This is a genomic window from Amycolatopsis sp. QT-25 (assembly GCF_029369745.1).
GTDB lineage: Bacteria > Actinomycetota > Actinomycetes > Mycobacteriales > Pseudonocardiaceae > Amycolatopsis.
In genome coordinates this window covers 2,232,614-2,246,637 of the sequence record NZ_CP120210.1, presented here as the reverse complement: position 1 = coordinate 2,246,637, position 14,024 = coordinate 2,232,614, and the positions used below count along the sequence as shown (strand labels likewise).

Sequence of the window (14,024 nt, the reverse complement as noted above, 5' to 3'; positions counted from 1 at the left end):
CCTGTCACCGGCGCGCGTGCGGATACTCCGGCGAGCGACCCTGGAAGGACAGGATCGCGGGATTGCGGATGGTCCCGCCGCTGATCTCGATGGCCCGGTCGAGGGTTTCGTCGGCGGCCCAGGCGGACGGTCCCCCGAGTACCCGCTCCAGATGGGGCAGCAGCGCGCCGCTGATCTCCCAGGTGGCCGAATCCCACAGATAGGACGGACTGTGGTCGACGGCGTAGTAGGTGACGCCGCCGATCGCGAAGGTCGGTTCGGTGAAGGTCGTCGGCTTCGCCCAGCTGAACCCCATCTCCTCGTCGCACGAGACGTCCACGATCAGGCTTCCCGGCTCGAACGCGGCGAGGTCTTCTTCGACGAGGAACGTCAACGGGGCGTGGGTGTCCTGCAGGACGCAGTTGACGACGATGTCGTGCCCGGCGAGGAACTCGGCCAGCGGTACGCGGCCGCTTTCGGTGATCGCGTGGCTGCGGCGAAGGTCGCCCGTGCTGTGCACTTCGTGGTCGAGACGCACGATGTCCGCGGAGTGGATCGGCGAACCGACCGCGGTCACGCCGCGATGGGTGAGTACGTGCACGTCATGGATCCCGTGGGCGTTCAGTGCCGTCACCGAACCCCGCGCGGTCGCCCCGAAACCGATCACGACGGCACGCAGACGGCGGCCGTAGTCGCCTGTCGTGCCGATCAGCTGAAGCGCGTGCAGCACCGAGCAATAGCCTGCCAGTTCGTTGTTCTTGTGGAAGACGTGCAGGCCGAAGGAACCGTCGTCGCGCCAATGGTTCATCGCTTCGAAGGCGATGAGCGTCAGCTTCCGGTCGATGGCCTGCTGCGTGAGTTCGCCGTCCTGGACGCAGTGCGGCCAGCCCCACAGGACTTGCCCCGGCCGGAGTTCGGCCAGATCCGCCGCGAGCGGTTTGGCCAGCAGGATGACGTCGCAGTCCGCGATCAACCGCTCACGGGAACGCAGCCCCGCCACCAGGGGCGCGAGTTCCTCGTCCGGGACGCCGAAGCGTTCGCCGTAGCCGTTTTCGAGAAAAACACGGTTCCGGAGACCGGGTTCGATCCGCTCGAGATGTCGCGGATGAATCGGAAGCCGCCACTCGTTTTCTTTGCGCGAGCGGGAAATGACGCCGAGAGTGAGCTGGTCCACGTGGGCCCCTTAACTAGACCTCAGTCTAAGCACAGAGAGCGGGCCCGGCGTGGGGGCGGGTGTCCAATCCCGTAGCGTCTTTTCGAATCCAGGGGAATTCGTGCGTCCCAGGTCCGTGTTCCGTGCTCCTTTGCTCTTGTTCGCAGCGGGATGGGCAAACCGGCCTTTTCTGCGCGTGATCACTGCTTCGGAGGCGGCGACCACTTAGGGTCGGGCCCATGTCCGAAACCGCACTCGGCCCGCTGCGCGTCCTCGACTTCTCGCGGGTGCTCGCCGGCCCGTTCGCCACCATGTTGCTGGCCGACCTCGGCGCGACGGTGCTCAAGGTCGAGCGGCCGGGCACCGGCGACGACACCCGCAGCTGGGGACCGCCCTACGACGCGACCGGTCGGGCGACGTACTTCCAGGCGGTCAACCGGAACAAGACGAGTGTGGCGCTGGACCTCGGTGACCCGGAGGACCGCGCCCATGCCCGCGCGCTGGCGCTGGAGGCCGACGTCGTGGTCGAGAACTTCCGGCCCGGTGTGATGGACCGGCTCGGTCTCGGCCCGGAGGTCCTGCTGGCGGCGAATCCCGGTCTCGTCTTCTGTTCCGTCACGGGTTTCGGTGCCGGCGGCGGCGCCACGCTGCCCGGCTACGACCTGCTCATCCAGGCCGTCGGCGGGCTGATGAGCATCACCGGCGATCCGGCGGGCGAGCCGCAGAAGGTCGGCGTCGCGCTCGTCGACGTCCTGGCCGGGTTGTTCGCGAGCGTCGGCATCCTCGCCGCCCTGCGTCACCGCGACCGCACCGGGCAGGGGCAGCGGGTCGAGATCGACCTGCTGTCCAGTCTGCTCGCCGCGCTGGTCAACCAGGGCAGCGCGTACACCTCCGGCGGCACGGTCCCGGCGCGGATGGGCAACCGGCACCCCAGCATCGCCCCCTACGAACTCCTCCCCTGCGCCGATCACGAACTCGCGCTCGCCGTCGGCAACGACCGGCAGTTCGCGGCGTTGTGCGAGGTCGTCGGCCTGCCGGAGGTCGCGGGCGACGTCCGGTTCGCGACCAATCCGGCGCGGGTCGAGCACCGGGACGAACTCCGCGCGCTGCTCGAAGACCGCCTGGGCAGGCGCCCGGCGGCGGAGTGGGCGGCGGAACTGAGCGCGGCCGGGGTGCCCGCCGGTGAGGTCAACGACGTCGCGGGCGCGTTCGCCCTGGCGGAACGGCTCGGCCTGAACACGACGGTCGATCTCCCCCGGCCCGACGGCACCTCCGTGCGGCTGACCCGCAACCCGATCGGCCTGTCGGCGACGCCACCGCGGTACGAGACCGCGCCGCCGGACGATCCCGGGCAGCTCACTTTTCCCTTGCCCGGCTGGAGCTGACGAAGGGCCGTCAGCCGGCTGTCAGCGCTTCGTCAACGTCGGCCGCGAAGCTCCCGACATGACCAACAGGACAGTCCTCATCTCCGGCGCGAGCATCGCCGGGCCCGCCCTCGCCTTCTGGCTCTCTCGCCAGGGCTACGCGGTCACCGTCGTCGAGCGGTCGGCGGAACTCCGCACCGGTGGCCAGGCGGTCGATTTCAAGGGCGCGACCCATCGCACCGTGCTGGACCGGATGGGCATCCTCGACGAGGTGTACCGGCACCGGACCGGCGGGCACGACCAGACCGTCATCGACGCCACGGAGCGGCCGCTGGCCGTCGTGCCCGGCGAGTTCACCGGCGGTGACGTCGAAATCCGGCGCGGCGACCTGGCCCGCATCCTCTACGAGCGGACCGCTCAGGACTGCGAGTACGTCTTCGGTGACTCCATCGCCTCGCTGACCGACACCGCCGCCGGCGTCGATGTCACCTTCGAGCGCGGTGCCCCGAGGCGGTTCGACCTCGTCTTCGGCGCGGACGGCATCCACTCCACCGTGCGACGGCTGGCGTTCGGCCCGGAGGCCGACTACGTGGACCACCTCGGCTACTACTACGCCCTGGTCGAGACCGGGGAGAGCGACGACTTCCGCGGCCCCGGTGGCACCTCGGTCATGTACAACGAGCCCGGCCGCCTCGCCGCCACCGGCGGGCCCAAGGCGGCCGCGTTCTTCGTGTTCGCCTCCCCGGAGATCGCCTACGACCGCTACGACGTCGAGCGGCAGAAGGAGATCCTGACCGCCGCGTTCGCCGACGGTGGCTGGCGGCTGCCCGAACTGATGGAGGCGGTGAACCGCTCGGCCGACGTCTACCTGGACTCGATCAGCCGGGTCACCATGGACGGCTACTCCACCGGCCGCGTCGCGCTCCTCGGCGACGCCGCTTACGGCAACACCCTGGCCGGCTTCGGCACCGGGCTCGCCGTCGTGGCCGCGTATGTCCTCGCGGGCGAGCTCGCCGCGGCGGACGGCGACCACGAGGTGGCCTTCCGGCGGTACGACGAGAAGCTCCGCGGCTATGCCAAGGTGGCCCGCGGCGCCAACGCCGGCCCGTTCCTCGCGCCGCCGACGAAGCTGCGGCTCAAGCTGCGCAACCAGTTGTTCCGGCGCCGGTTCCTGCTGCGCCGGCTGCTGTGGGCGACCGACAAGTTCGCCACCGACATCACCCTGGAGGAATACCCGGCGCTCGCCTGGCAGTGCTGATTCGAGGAGGTGATCACTTGAGTTCGGCGTGCGCGATCCGTCGTCCCGTGATCGGCTGGGTTTTCCGCGTGACGTTTCCGGGGAAGCGGTGTCTCAGGGGTTGCCACCGGACGTAGGCGACGTGAAGGGAGCTTCGGCATGACGGCGCTGCACAGGTGCGCTCGATGACGACGTCGACGAGAAGTGAGGCGCCCGCGGCCGGCGAAACGGTGCTGGACGACGCGACGCTCGTGGCGCGCGCCCGCGACGGCGAGATCCGCGCGTACGAGCAGCTCGTCCTGCGGTTCCAAGGGCCGATGTACCGGCTGGCGCTGCGGATGCTGGGGAACAAAGGGGACGCCGAGGACGTCGTCCAGGAGGTGTTCCTCGTCGCCTGGCGGCGGCTCGACCAGCTGCAGGAGGACGCGGCGTTCGTCGGCTGGCTCTACCGGACGACGACCAACCGGTGCCTGAACGTGATCCGCGCCAGGAAGCCGGTGGCCGACGTCGAGCTGGACCAGCAGGAATCCACCGGTTCGGTGGGGCGGCCGGAGCGCGCGGCCGAGACGAGCGCGCAACTGGCGGCGCTGACCGGCGCCCTGGACCGGTTGACCGCCGAACAACGGGCCTGCTGGCTGCTGCGGGAGGTCCACGGCCGCTCCTACGACGAGATCGCGAAGACGATCGGGGCGACCACCACCGCGGTGCGCGGACGCATCGCACGAGCACGAGCGGAGTTGGCGGAGGTGATGGCGCCATGGCGATGAACCACGCGACTCAGGACTACCTGCTCCCGTGCGGCCGGGACGTCGAACTGGTTTGGGACCGTCTCGACGAGGTCGACGCGGGACGCGCGGACGCGCACGAACTCGGCTGTCCGCACTGCCGGGCGACCCAGGACAGCCTCCGGGTGCTGCGCGGGCTGACCAGGGAACTGGTCGACGACGACACCGAGCCGTCGGCGGATCTCACCGGCCGCATCATGTCCGCGATCCGCGCCGAGGTCCGGCGCCGCGACCTGGTGCCGCTGGCCAGCCCGGAACCGGGAGAGGTCCGGGTGAGCGATCAGGCGGTCGCGGCGGTGCTGCGGTTCGCCGCGGATTCGGTGGACGGCGTCCGCGCGCGACACTGCCGGGTCCACCGGTCGGGCGAAGCCGCCGACTCGCTGGCCGTGCACGTGGAACTGAGCCTGGCGATCGCCCATGATTTCGACGGTGACTCGCTGGACGTGGTCCGTGAGCGGGTCACGGCGGCGGCGGGCGCCAGGGTGGGTCTTCGCCTGGCCCGGCTCGATCTGGTGGTGGAGGACATCTATGACGCCTGAGCACGCCCCCGCCGGACAACTGACCGAGACGGTGATCTCCCCGCCCGTCATAGCGGCGGTCGCCGCGCACGCCGCGGCGAAGGTCCCCGGCGTGGTACGGCTGGAACCCGGGCTGCGCGGACTGGCGGGCTCGCTGACCCGGATCGCGCGGCAGCGGATCAAGGGACTCGAACCGGCGCCCACCGAAGGAGTCCGCGCGTTCGTCGACCAGGACGGCGTGCGGGTGGAGATCGACCTTTCACTTTCCGGCCTGGACCAGGCGGCCGCGACCGCGACCGCGGTGCAGCGTGCCGTCAGCCGGGCGGTCACCGAGGCGACCGGGCTCACCCCGTCGGCCGTGTCGGTGTCCATTCTGGACATCGAAATCCGTGGAGGGCTGTCGTGACCGCGCGTTCCGAACTGACCGCGTCGCTGCTGAGCGCGCTCCGCGACGTACCGGGGCTGCGCGCGGCGACGCCGTCCACCACGGCCGCCGCCTCGGCGGTGCCGTGGGATCTCGACGTGATGGCCGTCGACATCACCGAGAACGTCGTCGAGCTCCGCGTCGTCGCGCTGGAAGTGCCGATCCCGCCGCTCACGGAGGTCGCCGGGGCCGCCTTGCGCGCGGTGCTGACCGGAACCCCTTGGGAGAACGCGAGGCTGCGTCTCGTGGTGACCGACGTGGACGCCGCCGCGCTCGTTCCCTGACAACCGAAGATCGCGGTGGCCGCGCCCGAGGGCGTGGCCACCGCGATCACGGGGTGGGACTCAGTTCTTGTTGGTGCCGGGGGTGAGGACCTTGTCGATGACGAAGACGGTGGCGTTCTTGGTGGGGATGTTGCCGCACAGGATCTTGGCGCCGTTGACGGTCATGTTGTCGCCGGAGCCCTCGATCTTGACCGGGCCGCCCGCGGTGTTGAGGCTTTCCAGGGACTTGGCCGACTCCAGGCCCTTGGCGTCGTAGCGCTTGCCCACGACGTGGTACTGCAGGATCGGGGCCAGCTGGTCGGGCTTGCCCGCCAGCTCGGCGAACTTGGCGTCACCGAGGGCGGCGAAGGCCGGGTCCGCCGGGGCGAACACGGTGATGGCCTGCTGGCTGTTGAGGGTGTCCACCAGGTTGGTGGCCTTGACCGCGGCGACCAGCTTGGTCAGCAGCGGGTTGGTCGAGGCGGCGCTGGCCACGGGCTGCGGGCCCATGGAGTCCAGCGAACCCGGGGCACTGCCCTGCGGCAGCTGCGAACAGGCCGGGCCGAACACGTCGGCGTTGGTGGTGACGCCCTCACCCGAGGCGGCACTGGACATCGGGGCCGACATCGAGGAGGACGGGGCGGGCGCCGGGGCACTGCTCGAACCGCCGGACGAGGCGCTGTCGCTGCCATTGCACGCGGTCAGGGCCAGTGCGGCCACCGCGGTGAAACCGATTCCTGCGACGCGAAGCTTGCTCACGGAAAATCACTCCATTTGTTTTTCGGACTCTTACCGGGTATTCGGAACCACTGAGCACTCGGATTGCCACTCTTTCGAGTGACGCCGATCACCGTGTGGTGAAACTGATGACATGCCAGCCCGTCGCACCGTCCGGAACGGTTCCGGCGCGGGCGTCGGTCTGGGTGTAGCCGGATTTGTCGACCGCGCGGACGGTGACCTGGTGGCTGCCTGCCGGGACGTCGAATTCGGTCCACCACATCCGCCAGGTGTTGAGCCCCACCTCGCGGGAAAGCGTTGCGGGCTGCCAGTTCCCGCTCGCACCGAGCCGGACTTCGACCCGCTCGACACCGGTACGCTGCGCCCACGCCACCCCCGAGATCCGGACCTTGCCCGCGGGGACCGTTTCGAATCCTTTCGGACTGTCGATTCTGGACTGCGTCTTGATCGGGGCCTGCTCGCCCCAGCCGCGGTCGAGCCAATACGCGCGGCGCGCTTTCCACGTGGTGATCTCCAGATCTTCAACCCATTTCGTCGCCGAAACATAGCCGTACAGGCCGGGGATCACCATTCGAGCGGGAAACCCGTGTTCGACGGGGAGCGGTTCCCCGTTCATCCCGATCGCCAGCATCGCACCTCGCTCCGGATCGAGCGCGGCGACGACGGGACTGCCCGCCGTCCAGCCGTCGACGCTGGTGGAGAAGATCTGCTCGGCGCCAGGGAGGATTTCGGCCTCCCGCAGCAGTTCCCCCAGGTCCACGCCGATGAAGTTCGCCGTGGACACGTAGGTTCCGCCGACCTCGTTGGACACGCAGGTCATGGTGATCGTGCGCTCGATCAGCGGCCGATCGCGGATGTCGTCGTAGCTGTACCGCTTTTCGTTGCGCACCATGCCGTGCAGGCGGAGGCTCCAGTCCTCGGCCCGGACCTGCGGCACCGACAGGGCGGTGTCGACGCGGTAGAAGTCGCGGTTCGAGGTGAGGAACGTCGGCGTGCCCAGTTTGGCGAAATCCGCGTCGGCCGGGATCGGCGGCGCCGGCTCGGCGGGAACGAGCCGCCCGATGGCCGCCCGGGAAGACTCCGCGTCCCGGGTGCCGGCGAGAAGCTGCCCACCTGCCCCGGCCGCACCCGCGGCCACCACGGCACCCGCTCCGGCCAGCAGCACCGAGCGGCGCGACGGAGTGGCGCCGGAATTCTCCTCGACGGTGCGAGACCTGGCCGCGGCGAGGCGATGCAACCAGACGAAGACGCCGACTCCGGCGATCAGGCTGGCCAGCGGCGCGAGCAGGGCGACCGAATCGAGGTCGGGACGCTGCGCCACGGCGAACCCGCCCAGCAAACCGAAGGCGGCGATCAGCACGATCCCCGGAACGGGTGACCGGCGCGAGGCGACCCCCGCCGCGGCCGCGGCGAGCACCATCACCACGGCCATCCCGCCGAGCAGCACGAGCTTGTCGTAGACACCGAACGTGCGGACCGCGAAGTCCTTCAGTCCGATCGGGGTCAGATCGATCGCCCCGTTGCCGACCGCCAGGTACGGCGAGGCGTTGGCACTGATGAACCCGGCCACCAGATGACCGGCCGCCAGTGCCGCGGCGAGGGCCACGACACCGATCAGCGCCGCTCCGAAGAAGGGGAGGCGTGGTTCCCGATCGGCTCGTGAAGTCTTCATGCCAGGTATTCGCGGCCGTGCGCCGTGCAGATTGGTTTCCTCTGGCGGCGAAGGAAATCCGCGTTTCCCGCAGAGAGCGCGGCGAATCGTTCATGGCGGAGGTCTTCGCGGACTGGTCACAAGATGGACACGGCGCGAGCGCCGGCTTCGGCTCACCACCCGCCCGAGTCACCCTGCCCACCCCGGCTTGCATGGTCATACACACCTATGCATATACTTCCATCATGTCCAAGGTACTCACCTCTCTGCCTGTCGGCGAACGCGTCGGGATCGCCTTCTCCGGTGGCCTCGACACCTCGGTAGCGGTCGCGTGGATGCGCGAGAAGGGTGCTGTGCCGTGCACCTACACCGCTGACATCGGCCAGTACGACGAACCCGACATCGCGTCGGTCCCGGGCCGGGCGAAGGCCTACGGCGCCGAGGTCGCGCGGGCCGTCGACTGCAAGGCCGCGCTGGTCGAGGAAGGGCTCGCGGCGCTGGCGTGCGGCGCCTTCCACATCCGCAACGGCGGTCGCACCTACTTCAACACCACTCCGCTCGGCCGCGCGGTCACCGGCACGCTGCTGGTGCGCGCGATGCTCGAGGACGACGTCCAGATCTGGGGCGACGGCTCGACCTTCAAGGGCAACGACATCGAGCGGTTCTACCGGTACGGCCTGCTCGCGAACCCGTCCCTGCGGATCTACAAGCCGTGGCTGGACGCCGCGTTCGTCAGCGAGCTCGGCGGCCGCAAGGAGATGTCCGAGTGGTTGCAGGCCCACGGCCTGCCCTACCGGGACAGCACCGAGAAGGCCTACTCCACGGACGCGAACATCTGGGGCGCGACGCACGAGGCCAAGTCGCTCGAACACCTCGACACCGGTATCGAGATCGTCAACCCGATCATGGGTGTCCGGTTCTGGGACCCCGAGGTCGGGATAGCGCCCGAGGACGTCACGATCGGCTTCGAGCAGGGCCGTCCGGTGACGATCGACGGCAAGGAGTTCGCCACCGCGGTCGACCTGGTCCTGGAGGCCAACGCGATCGGCGGGCGGCACGGGCTCGGCATGTCCGACCAGATCGAGAACCGGATCATCGAGGCCAAGAGCCGCGGCATCTACGAGGCGCCGGGCATGGCGCTGCTGCACGCCGCGTACGAGCGGCTCGTCAACGCGATCCACAACGAGGACACCCTCGCCAGCTACCACAACGAAGGCCGCCGCCTCGGCAGGCTGATGTACGAAGGCCGCTGGCTGGACCCGCAGGCGATGATGCTGCGCGAGTCGCTGCAGCGGTGGGTCGGCGCGGCCGTCACCGGCGAGGTCACCCTGCGGCTGCGGCGCGGCGAGGACTACTCGATCCTCGACACCACCGGCCCGTTCTTCAGCTACCACCCGGACAAGCTGTCGATGGAGCGCACCGAGGACTCGGCGTTCGGCCCGGTGGACCGGATCGGCCAGCTCACCATGCGGAACCTCGACATCGCGGACTCGCGCGCCAAGCTCGAGCAGTACGCCGGGCTCGGCATGGTCGGCGGCGGGCACCCGACGCTGATCGGCGCCGCGCAGGCCGCGTCGACCGGGCTGATCGGGGCGATGGACGCGGGCGGCGCGCAGGCGATCGCCTCCCGCGGCAAGGCCTCGGCCGAGGACGAACTGCTCGACCACGCCGCGATCGAATCCGGCACGGACTGAATCGAACACCGACCGACCCGATCATCCGGGACGCGAAAGCGCCGGGCGCGCGGCATCGAAGCCGTTCGCCCGGCGCTGTGCTCAGTTGCCGCCGACCTTCGACCGCCGTTCCGCGAGTTCGTCGATCAACCGCCTGATCTCGACCTCGCCGATCGCTTCGGCCAGGACGGAAACCGACGCGACGCTCTCGATCCGGTACTGGACCGGCACCCCGCCCGAGGCCCGCGACCGCGCTTCGGCCTCCGCCTTCTTCTCCGCTTCGACGGCGGTGAAGACACTTCCGGCGCCGGCGTTGACGCAGCTGATCGAGGCCGAGCCGTTCAGCGGCAGGGTCGCCGTTCGCCGGCAGCTGCCCGCCGAGCGGCCGCCGATGGTCACGTTCGCGGTCATCGTGGCGTCGACCTGACCGGTGACCTTCCCGCCGCTGTTCGCCGAGGCGGAGTTGGACACGTTCGCGGTCACCGTGCAGCCCGAGCCGCCGCACGCCACCGTCGCCGCGCCGTCCATGTCGAACCGCACACCGGTGTCGACGGCACCGGAGAGCTTCTGGGTGTTCGCCATCAGGTTCCCGTAGACTTCGACCGTTTCCGACGGCGACAGGGCGTCCACATCGGAATCGCCGAGGCCCGCGCCGGGCGGCGTCTGCGGCAGTGATCCCGCCTCGGGCACCGACGGCATCCCGCCGGGCCTCTTCACGGAGTAGCGGAGAAGCCGGTGCGGTGCCTCCTTCGAAACGTACAGATCCCCCGCGGGTGTGCTCGCCTTGAGCGCCGGGACGTCCCGGACGGTCTCGTTCTGGTCGCCGGGGATCTCCTCCGCCCGCTCCAGCGCCTCGCGCAGGCGGGCGGCGAGCTTCTCCGGGGACTCGAACTGCCGCAGGACCGGGCCGAACAGCGCTTCCTCGCCGGTGATCCACCGGTCCTTGAGCTCCTCGGTACCCGCCGAGGCCGCGCCCAGCCCGGGCAGCAGGCCGTCGGGCGCCTTGAAGAAGACCTTGCCGCCGACGACCAGAAGCTCGATCTTCTTGCCCTGGAAGGACATCGTGCCGGACGTCTCGCCGTACGCGGTGGTCTTCACGTCCGTTTCGATCATCCCGCCGACCGCGGAGGTGCTGTTGCGGACGGCCGGCGCCGCAGAGAGCCCGGCCAGCGCTTGCTCGAAGGGTGCCCGGCTCGCTTTCGACGGCCACGGCAACCAGGTCGTCAGACCGGCGAGGAGCACCAGCACCAGCCCGGCGATACCGCCGTACAGCAGCCACCGGGGTTTCCGGGCAGGCGGCGCCGGTGCCGGTTGCGGGACCCAGCCCTGCGGCGGCGGCCACTGCGCGCCTCCGGCTGGGAATGTCTGCTCCACGTCACCCTCCATCACTGAATTCACCGGACGGCATGACGCTAGGGAGCGGGGATGAAAACTCGATGAAACGCGAGCGGGGTCCTCGGCCGCGCCGGGCGGACGCGGCCGAGGACCCCGGTGGGTCGCGCGGATCGTGCGTGGCGATTCGGGTTCTCGCCCGAATCGCCACGCAAGACCGCTGCTACCCCTTGCGGGCGAACGAGATCCGATGCAGCCCGCCGGGCGTTTCGTCGGCGAGGTACAGCTCGCCGTTCTGGTCGGTGCCGAACGTGGTGGCGTCGAGCGGGAATTCGCCGATCCGGGCGCTTTCGTAGGTGCCGTCGGTCTTCTTGCGGACGGCCCAGGCGGTTCCCTGGCAGAAGTCGGTGGCGAGGTAGGTCCCGCCCGCCAGCGAGGCGTACTTCCTGCCGCGGTAGACGTGCCCGCCGATCACGGCGCAGCCCTCCGTGCCGGAGACGTAGTGGAAGACCGGATCGAGGTAGGTCGCGCCGTCCTCGCACCGCGTCTCGTCGAAGACGACCGGACCTTCCTTGCAGGACCAGCCGAAGTTCGCGCCGCCCTTGCCCTTCGCGAGGTGATCGACCTCCTCGAACCGGCCCTGGCCGACATCGCCGATCCACAGCGAGCCGTCGGCCGGATCGAAGGAGAACCGCCAAGGATTGCGGAGCCCGTACGCCCAGATCTCCGGCCGCGCGCCCGCGACCCCCACGAACGGGTTGCCCGCCGGGACGCAGTAGCGCAGCGGACGGCACGCGCGGTTGACGTCGACGCGCAGGATCTTGCCCAGCAGCGTGTCCAGCCGCTGCCCGCTGGCCAGCGGATCGCCGCCTCCACCACCGTCACCGATCCCCCAGTAGAGATATCCGTCCGGGCCGAAGGCGAGCTGGCCACCGTTGTGGTTGGGGAATTCGGCATGCGGCTGGGTCAGCAGTTCGGTGAGTTCACCGGTGTCCAGCCGGACCCGTGCCAACGTCACCGCGCTGTCGGACTTGCGGGTGTAGGCGACATACGCGCGCCTGTCCTTGGCGATCGCGAGCCCGAGCAGCCCGCGTTCGACGTCCGCGCCGTTCACCTGGTCGCTGATGTCCAGCACCGGTCTGGCGGCGAGCCCGGTCCTGGGATGGTAGGCCCGGACGACGCCTCTCTTCTCCACGATGAGGATCCGGCCGCTCCCGTCGTCGAGCGCCGTGATCGCGGTCGGGTTCACCAGCCCGGTCGCGACCCGGGTCGCGGTGGCGGTCAGCTCGCTGAGCGGAATACCCCGCGCTTCCACGGTTTCCGCGCTGCTCGCGGCCGGGAGCAGCGCTCCGGCCAACGCGAGCCCGGCCACCAGGGACAACCCCCGGCGGAGGTGCCGTCGCGTCATGTGGACTCCAATCGCCGTCGAATGGTCTGGTCCAATTCAAGCGCGGCCGGAGCAGCGGCGGTACCTCCATCCGCGAACTTCCGGTGGGTTTCTTTCCATCGATACCCCGTTGACTACTCGCCCAAGATTGTTTTCTCCCCGTTCACTCTTCTTTCGGGGCAATTCGGACAGGGCCATACCCCTGAGTAGCCACCCGTACGACCTCTGTATGCTCCGCTCTCGCCCGATGGGAGTACTCATCCCCCAGGTGGGCGAGCCGTTGCGGTCGGGGCCTGTGGTCGCATTCGGCACTGGCATTCGTGGTCCGTATTCGGAATAGGAGACACATGCACGGCAGGTCAGTTCTGGTTCGCGGCGGGATCGCGGTGGCCACCGCGGCCGTCGCGCTGACGATGGCCGCTCCGGCCGCCCTCGCGGACGACGGCGCGGCACGCGGCCGGGTCGTCGAAGGCACCGGCACCGAGGGTTTCAGCGTCAACTTCGAAGGCGGGCAGCATTACGTCGCGAAGCTGTTCGGACTGAAGCTCTCCGACGGCAGCAAGCTCAAGATGTACTGCGTGCAGGTCGAGGTCGGCATGCGCACCGATCAGGACATGATCGAACGCCCCTGGAACAAGTACCCGGACGCCGCTTCGCCGTTCAACAAGAACAACGCGAAGATCAACTGGGTCCTGCACCACGGCTACCCGGCGGTCGCCGTGAAGAAGATCGAGAGCGCGCTCGGCAAGGACGTCAAGCTGAACGGCGGCCTGTCCGTCGAAGAGGCCGTCACCGCGACGCAGGCCGCCGTCTGGCATTTCAGTGACGGCAAGAACCTCGACCGCAAGAAGCCGCTGCCCCACGAGGAAGCCGAAGAGTCCGCCGACGTGCTGGCCGTCTACGACTACCTCATCGGCAAGGACAACGTCGGCATCGGCCAGCAGCCGAAGCCGACCCTCGACATCGGCCCGGCCAAGGCGTCCGGCGCGACCGGCTCGAAGCTCGGCCCGTTCAGCATCGCCACCAGCGGTGACATCACCGAGCTGACCAGCAAGCTGCCCGAGGGTGTCAAGGTCACCGACGCCGACGGCAAGGAGATCAAGGCCGCCGCCATCAAGGACGGCACCAAGGTCTACATCGACGTCCCCAAGGACGCCAAGGACGGCAACGGCTCCTTCTCGCTGAAGGTCAGCGGCCACCTCGACACCGGCCGCCTGTTCGTGGGCGAGAACTACGCCAAGGTGCCCGCCCAGTCCCTGATCGTGGCGGAGTCCGAGAAGACCTCGGTCGTCGCGAACGCGACCGCGAGCTGGAAGCAGGGTGGCGCGCCCGGCCCCGAAACCCCCGCCCCCACCACGCCCGGTGGCGCCGAGTCGGGTGGTGGCGACGAGCTGGCCAACACCGGTGCTTCCGCGACCATGCCGCTGGTGATCGGCGGCGCGCTCCTCGGCGCGGGTGTGCTGATGGTGCTGCTGGTGCGCCGTCGCCGTAGCGAGGCGTAAGAACCGAACGACGAAGCG

13 protein-coding genes are annotated in these 14,024 nt (G+C 69.5%); 8 read left to right on the top strand and 5 right to left on the bottom strand.

Annotation, left to right across the window (positions count from 1 at the left end; genetic code table 11):
- Nucleotides 1-4 precede the first annotated feature (4 nt).
- Complete coding sequence (locus tag P3102_RS10445) at nucleotides 5-1,153, bottom strand: N(5)-(carboxyethyl)ornithine synthase (RefSeq protein ID WP_276368555.1); 1,149 nt, start codon at nucleotides 1,151-1,153, stop codon at nucleotides 5-7.
- 218 nt (nucleotides 1,154-1,371) lie between these two features.
- On the opposite strand from P3102_RS10445, the gene P3102_RS10440 reads away from it, so the two are divergent.
- From P3102_RS10440 to P3102_RS10415, 6 genes are all read left to right on the top strand, one after another.
- Entirely contained in the window at nucleotides 1,372-2,517 is a 1,146-nt protein-coding gene (locus P3102_RS10440) for a CoA transferase (protein ID WP_276368553.1), read from the top strand.
- Nucleotides 2,518-2,575: 58 nt separating this feature from the next.
- Nucleotides 2,576-3,754 (top strand): FAD-dependent monooxygenase, encoded by a 1,179-nt coding sequence (locus tag P3102_RS10435; RefSeq protein WP_276368551.1) that lies wholly within the window; start codon nucleotides 2,576-2,578, stop codon nucleotides 3,752-3,754.
- A gap of 164 nt (nucleotides 3,755-3,918) precedes the next feature.
- Nucleotides 3,919-4,500 carry a sigma-70 family RNA polymerase sigma factor gene (locus tag P3102_RS10430; RefSeq protein WP_276368550.1) on the top strand — a complete coding sequence of 194 codons (582 nt, stop codon included), beginning with the start codon at nucleotides 3,919-3,921 and terminating at the stop codon, nucleotides 4,498-4,500.
- On the top strand, nucleotides 4,491-5,057 hold the full coding sequence (locus P3102_RS10425) for an Asp23/Gls24 family envelope stress response protein (RefSeq protein WP_276368548.1): 567 nt from the start codon (nucleotides 4,491-4,493) through the stop codon (nucleotides 5,055-5,057). Before P3102_RS10430 ends, P3102_RS10425 begins: the two co-directional genes overlap by 10 nt.
- A complete protein-coding gene (locus P3102_RS10420; protein ID WP_276368546.1) occupies nucleotides 5,047-5,442 on the top strand; it encodes an Asp23/Gls24 family envelope stress response protein in 396 nt (131 codons plus the stop codon). Before P3102_RS10425 ends, P3102_RS10420 begins: the two co-directional genes overlap by 11 nt.
- Nucleotides 5,439-5,744, top strand: a complete 306-nt coding sequence (locus tag P3102_RS10415; protein WP_276368544.1) for a hypothetical protein — start codon at nucleotides 5,439-5,441, stop codon at nucleotides 5,742-5,744. The genes P3102_RS10420 and P3102_RS10415 overlap by 4 nt, the downstream gene beginning before the upstream one ends.
- A 60-nt stretch (nucleotides 5,745-5,804) precedes the next feature.
- Here P3102_RS10415 and P3102_RS10410 read toward each other — a convergent pair whose 3' ends face one another.
- Entirely contained in the window at nucleotides 5,805-6,482 is a 678-nt protein-coding gene (locus tag P3102_RS10410) for a fasciclin domain-containing protein (RefSeq protein WP_276368542.1), read from the bottom strand.
- Nucleotides 6,483-6,570: 88 nt separating this feature from the next.
- On the bottom strand, nucleotides 6,571-8,133 hold the full coding sequence (locus P3102_RS10405; RefSeq protein ID WP_276368540.1) for a molybdopterin-dependent oxidoreductase: 1,563 nt from the start codon (nucleotides 8,131-8,133) through the stop codon (nucleotides 6,571-6,573).
- A 224-nt stretch (nucleotides 8,134-8,357) separates the two neighbouring features.
- Between P3102_RS10405 and argG the strand changes: the two genes are divergently transcribed.
- Nucleotides 8,358-9,806: an argininosuccinate synthase gene (argG, locus tag P3102_RS10400; protein WP_276368539.1), complete on the top strand. Its 1,449-nt coding sequence runs from the start codon at nucleotides 8,358-8,360 to the stop codon at nucleotides 9,804-9,806.
- An 81-nt stretch (nucleotides 9,807-9,887) separates the two neighbouring features.
- Here the strand turns inward: argG and P3102_RS10395 are convergent, their stop codons facing one another.
- Nucleotides 9,888-11,159, bottom strand: coding sequence for an SON protein (locus P3102_RS10395; protein ID WP_276368537.1), 1,272 nt, complete (start codon nucleotides 11,157-11,159; stop codon nucleotides 9,888-9,890).
- 181 nt (nucleotides 11,160-11,340) lie between these two features.
- Nucleotides 11,341-12,525: a PQQ-dependent sugar dehydrogenase gene (locus tag P3102_RS10390; protein WP_276368535.1), complete on the bottom strand. Its 1,185-nt coding sequence runs from the start codon at nucleotides 12,523-12,525 to the stop codon at nucleotides 11,341-11,343.
- A 326-nt stretch (nucleotides 12,526-12,851) separates the two neighbouring features.
- Here P3102_RS10390 and P3102_RS10385 point away from each other — a divergent pair, with 326 nt between their 5' ends.
- Complete coding sequence (locus tag P3102_RS10385; protein ID WP_276368534.1) at nucleotides 12,852-14,006, top strand: thioester domain-containing protein; 1,155 nt, start codon at nucleotides 12,852-12,854, stop codon at nucleotides 14,004-14,006.
- Nucleotides 14,007-14,024 lie beyond the last annotated feature (18 nt).

What these genes read in the sequence shown, in the direction of transcription:
- P3102_RS10440 (WP_276368553.1), top strand. Translation starts at nt 1,372, where the DNA reads ATGTCCGAAACCGCACTCGGCCCGCTGCGCGTCCTCGACTTCTCGCGG.
- P3102_RS10435 (WP_276368551.1), top strand. Translation starts at nt 2,576, where the DNA reads ATGACCAACAGGACAGTCCTCATCTCCGGCGCGAGCATCGCCGGGCCC.
- P3102_RS10430 (WP_276368550.1), top strand. Translation starts at nt 3,919, where the DNA reads ATGACGACGTCGACGAGAAGTGAGGCGCCCGCGGCCGGCGAAACGGTG.
- P3102_RS10425 (WP_276368548.1), top strand. Translation starts at nt 4,491, where the DNA reads ATGGCGATGAACCACGCGACTCAGGACTACCTGCTCCCGTGCGGCCGG.
- P3102_RS10420 (WP_276368546.1), top strand. Translation starts at nt 5,047, where the DNA reads ATGACGCCTGAGCACGCCCCCGCCGGACAACTGACCGAGACGGTGATC.
- P3102_RS10405 (WP_276368540.1), bottom strand. Translation starts at nt 8,133, where the DNA reads ATGAAGACTTCACGAGCCGATCGGGAACCACGCCTCCCCTTCTTCGGA.
- argG (WP_276368539.1), top strand. Translation starts at nt 8,358, where the DNA reads ATGTCCAAGGTACTCACCTCTCTGCCTGTCGGCGAACGCGTCGGGATC.
- P3102_RS10390 (WP_276368535.1), bottom strand. Translation starts at nt 12,525, where the DNA reads ATGACGCGACGGCACCTCCGCCGGGGGTTGTCCCTGGTGGCCGGGCTC.
- P3102_RS10385 (WP_276368534.1), top strand. Translation starts at nt 12,852, where the DNA reads ATGCACGGCAGGTCAGTTCTGGTTCGCGGCGGGATCGCGGTGGCCACC.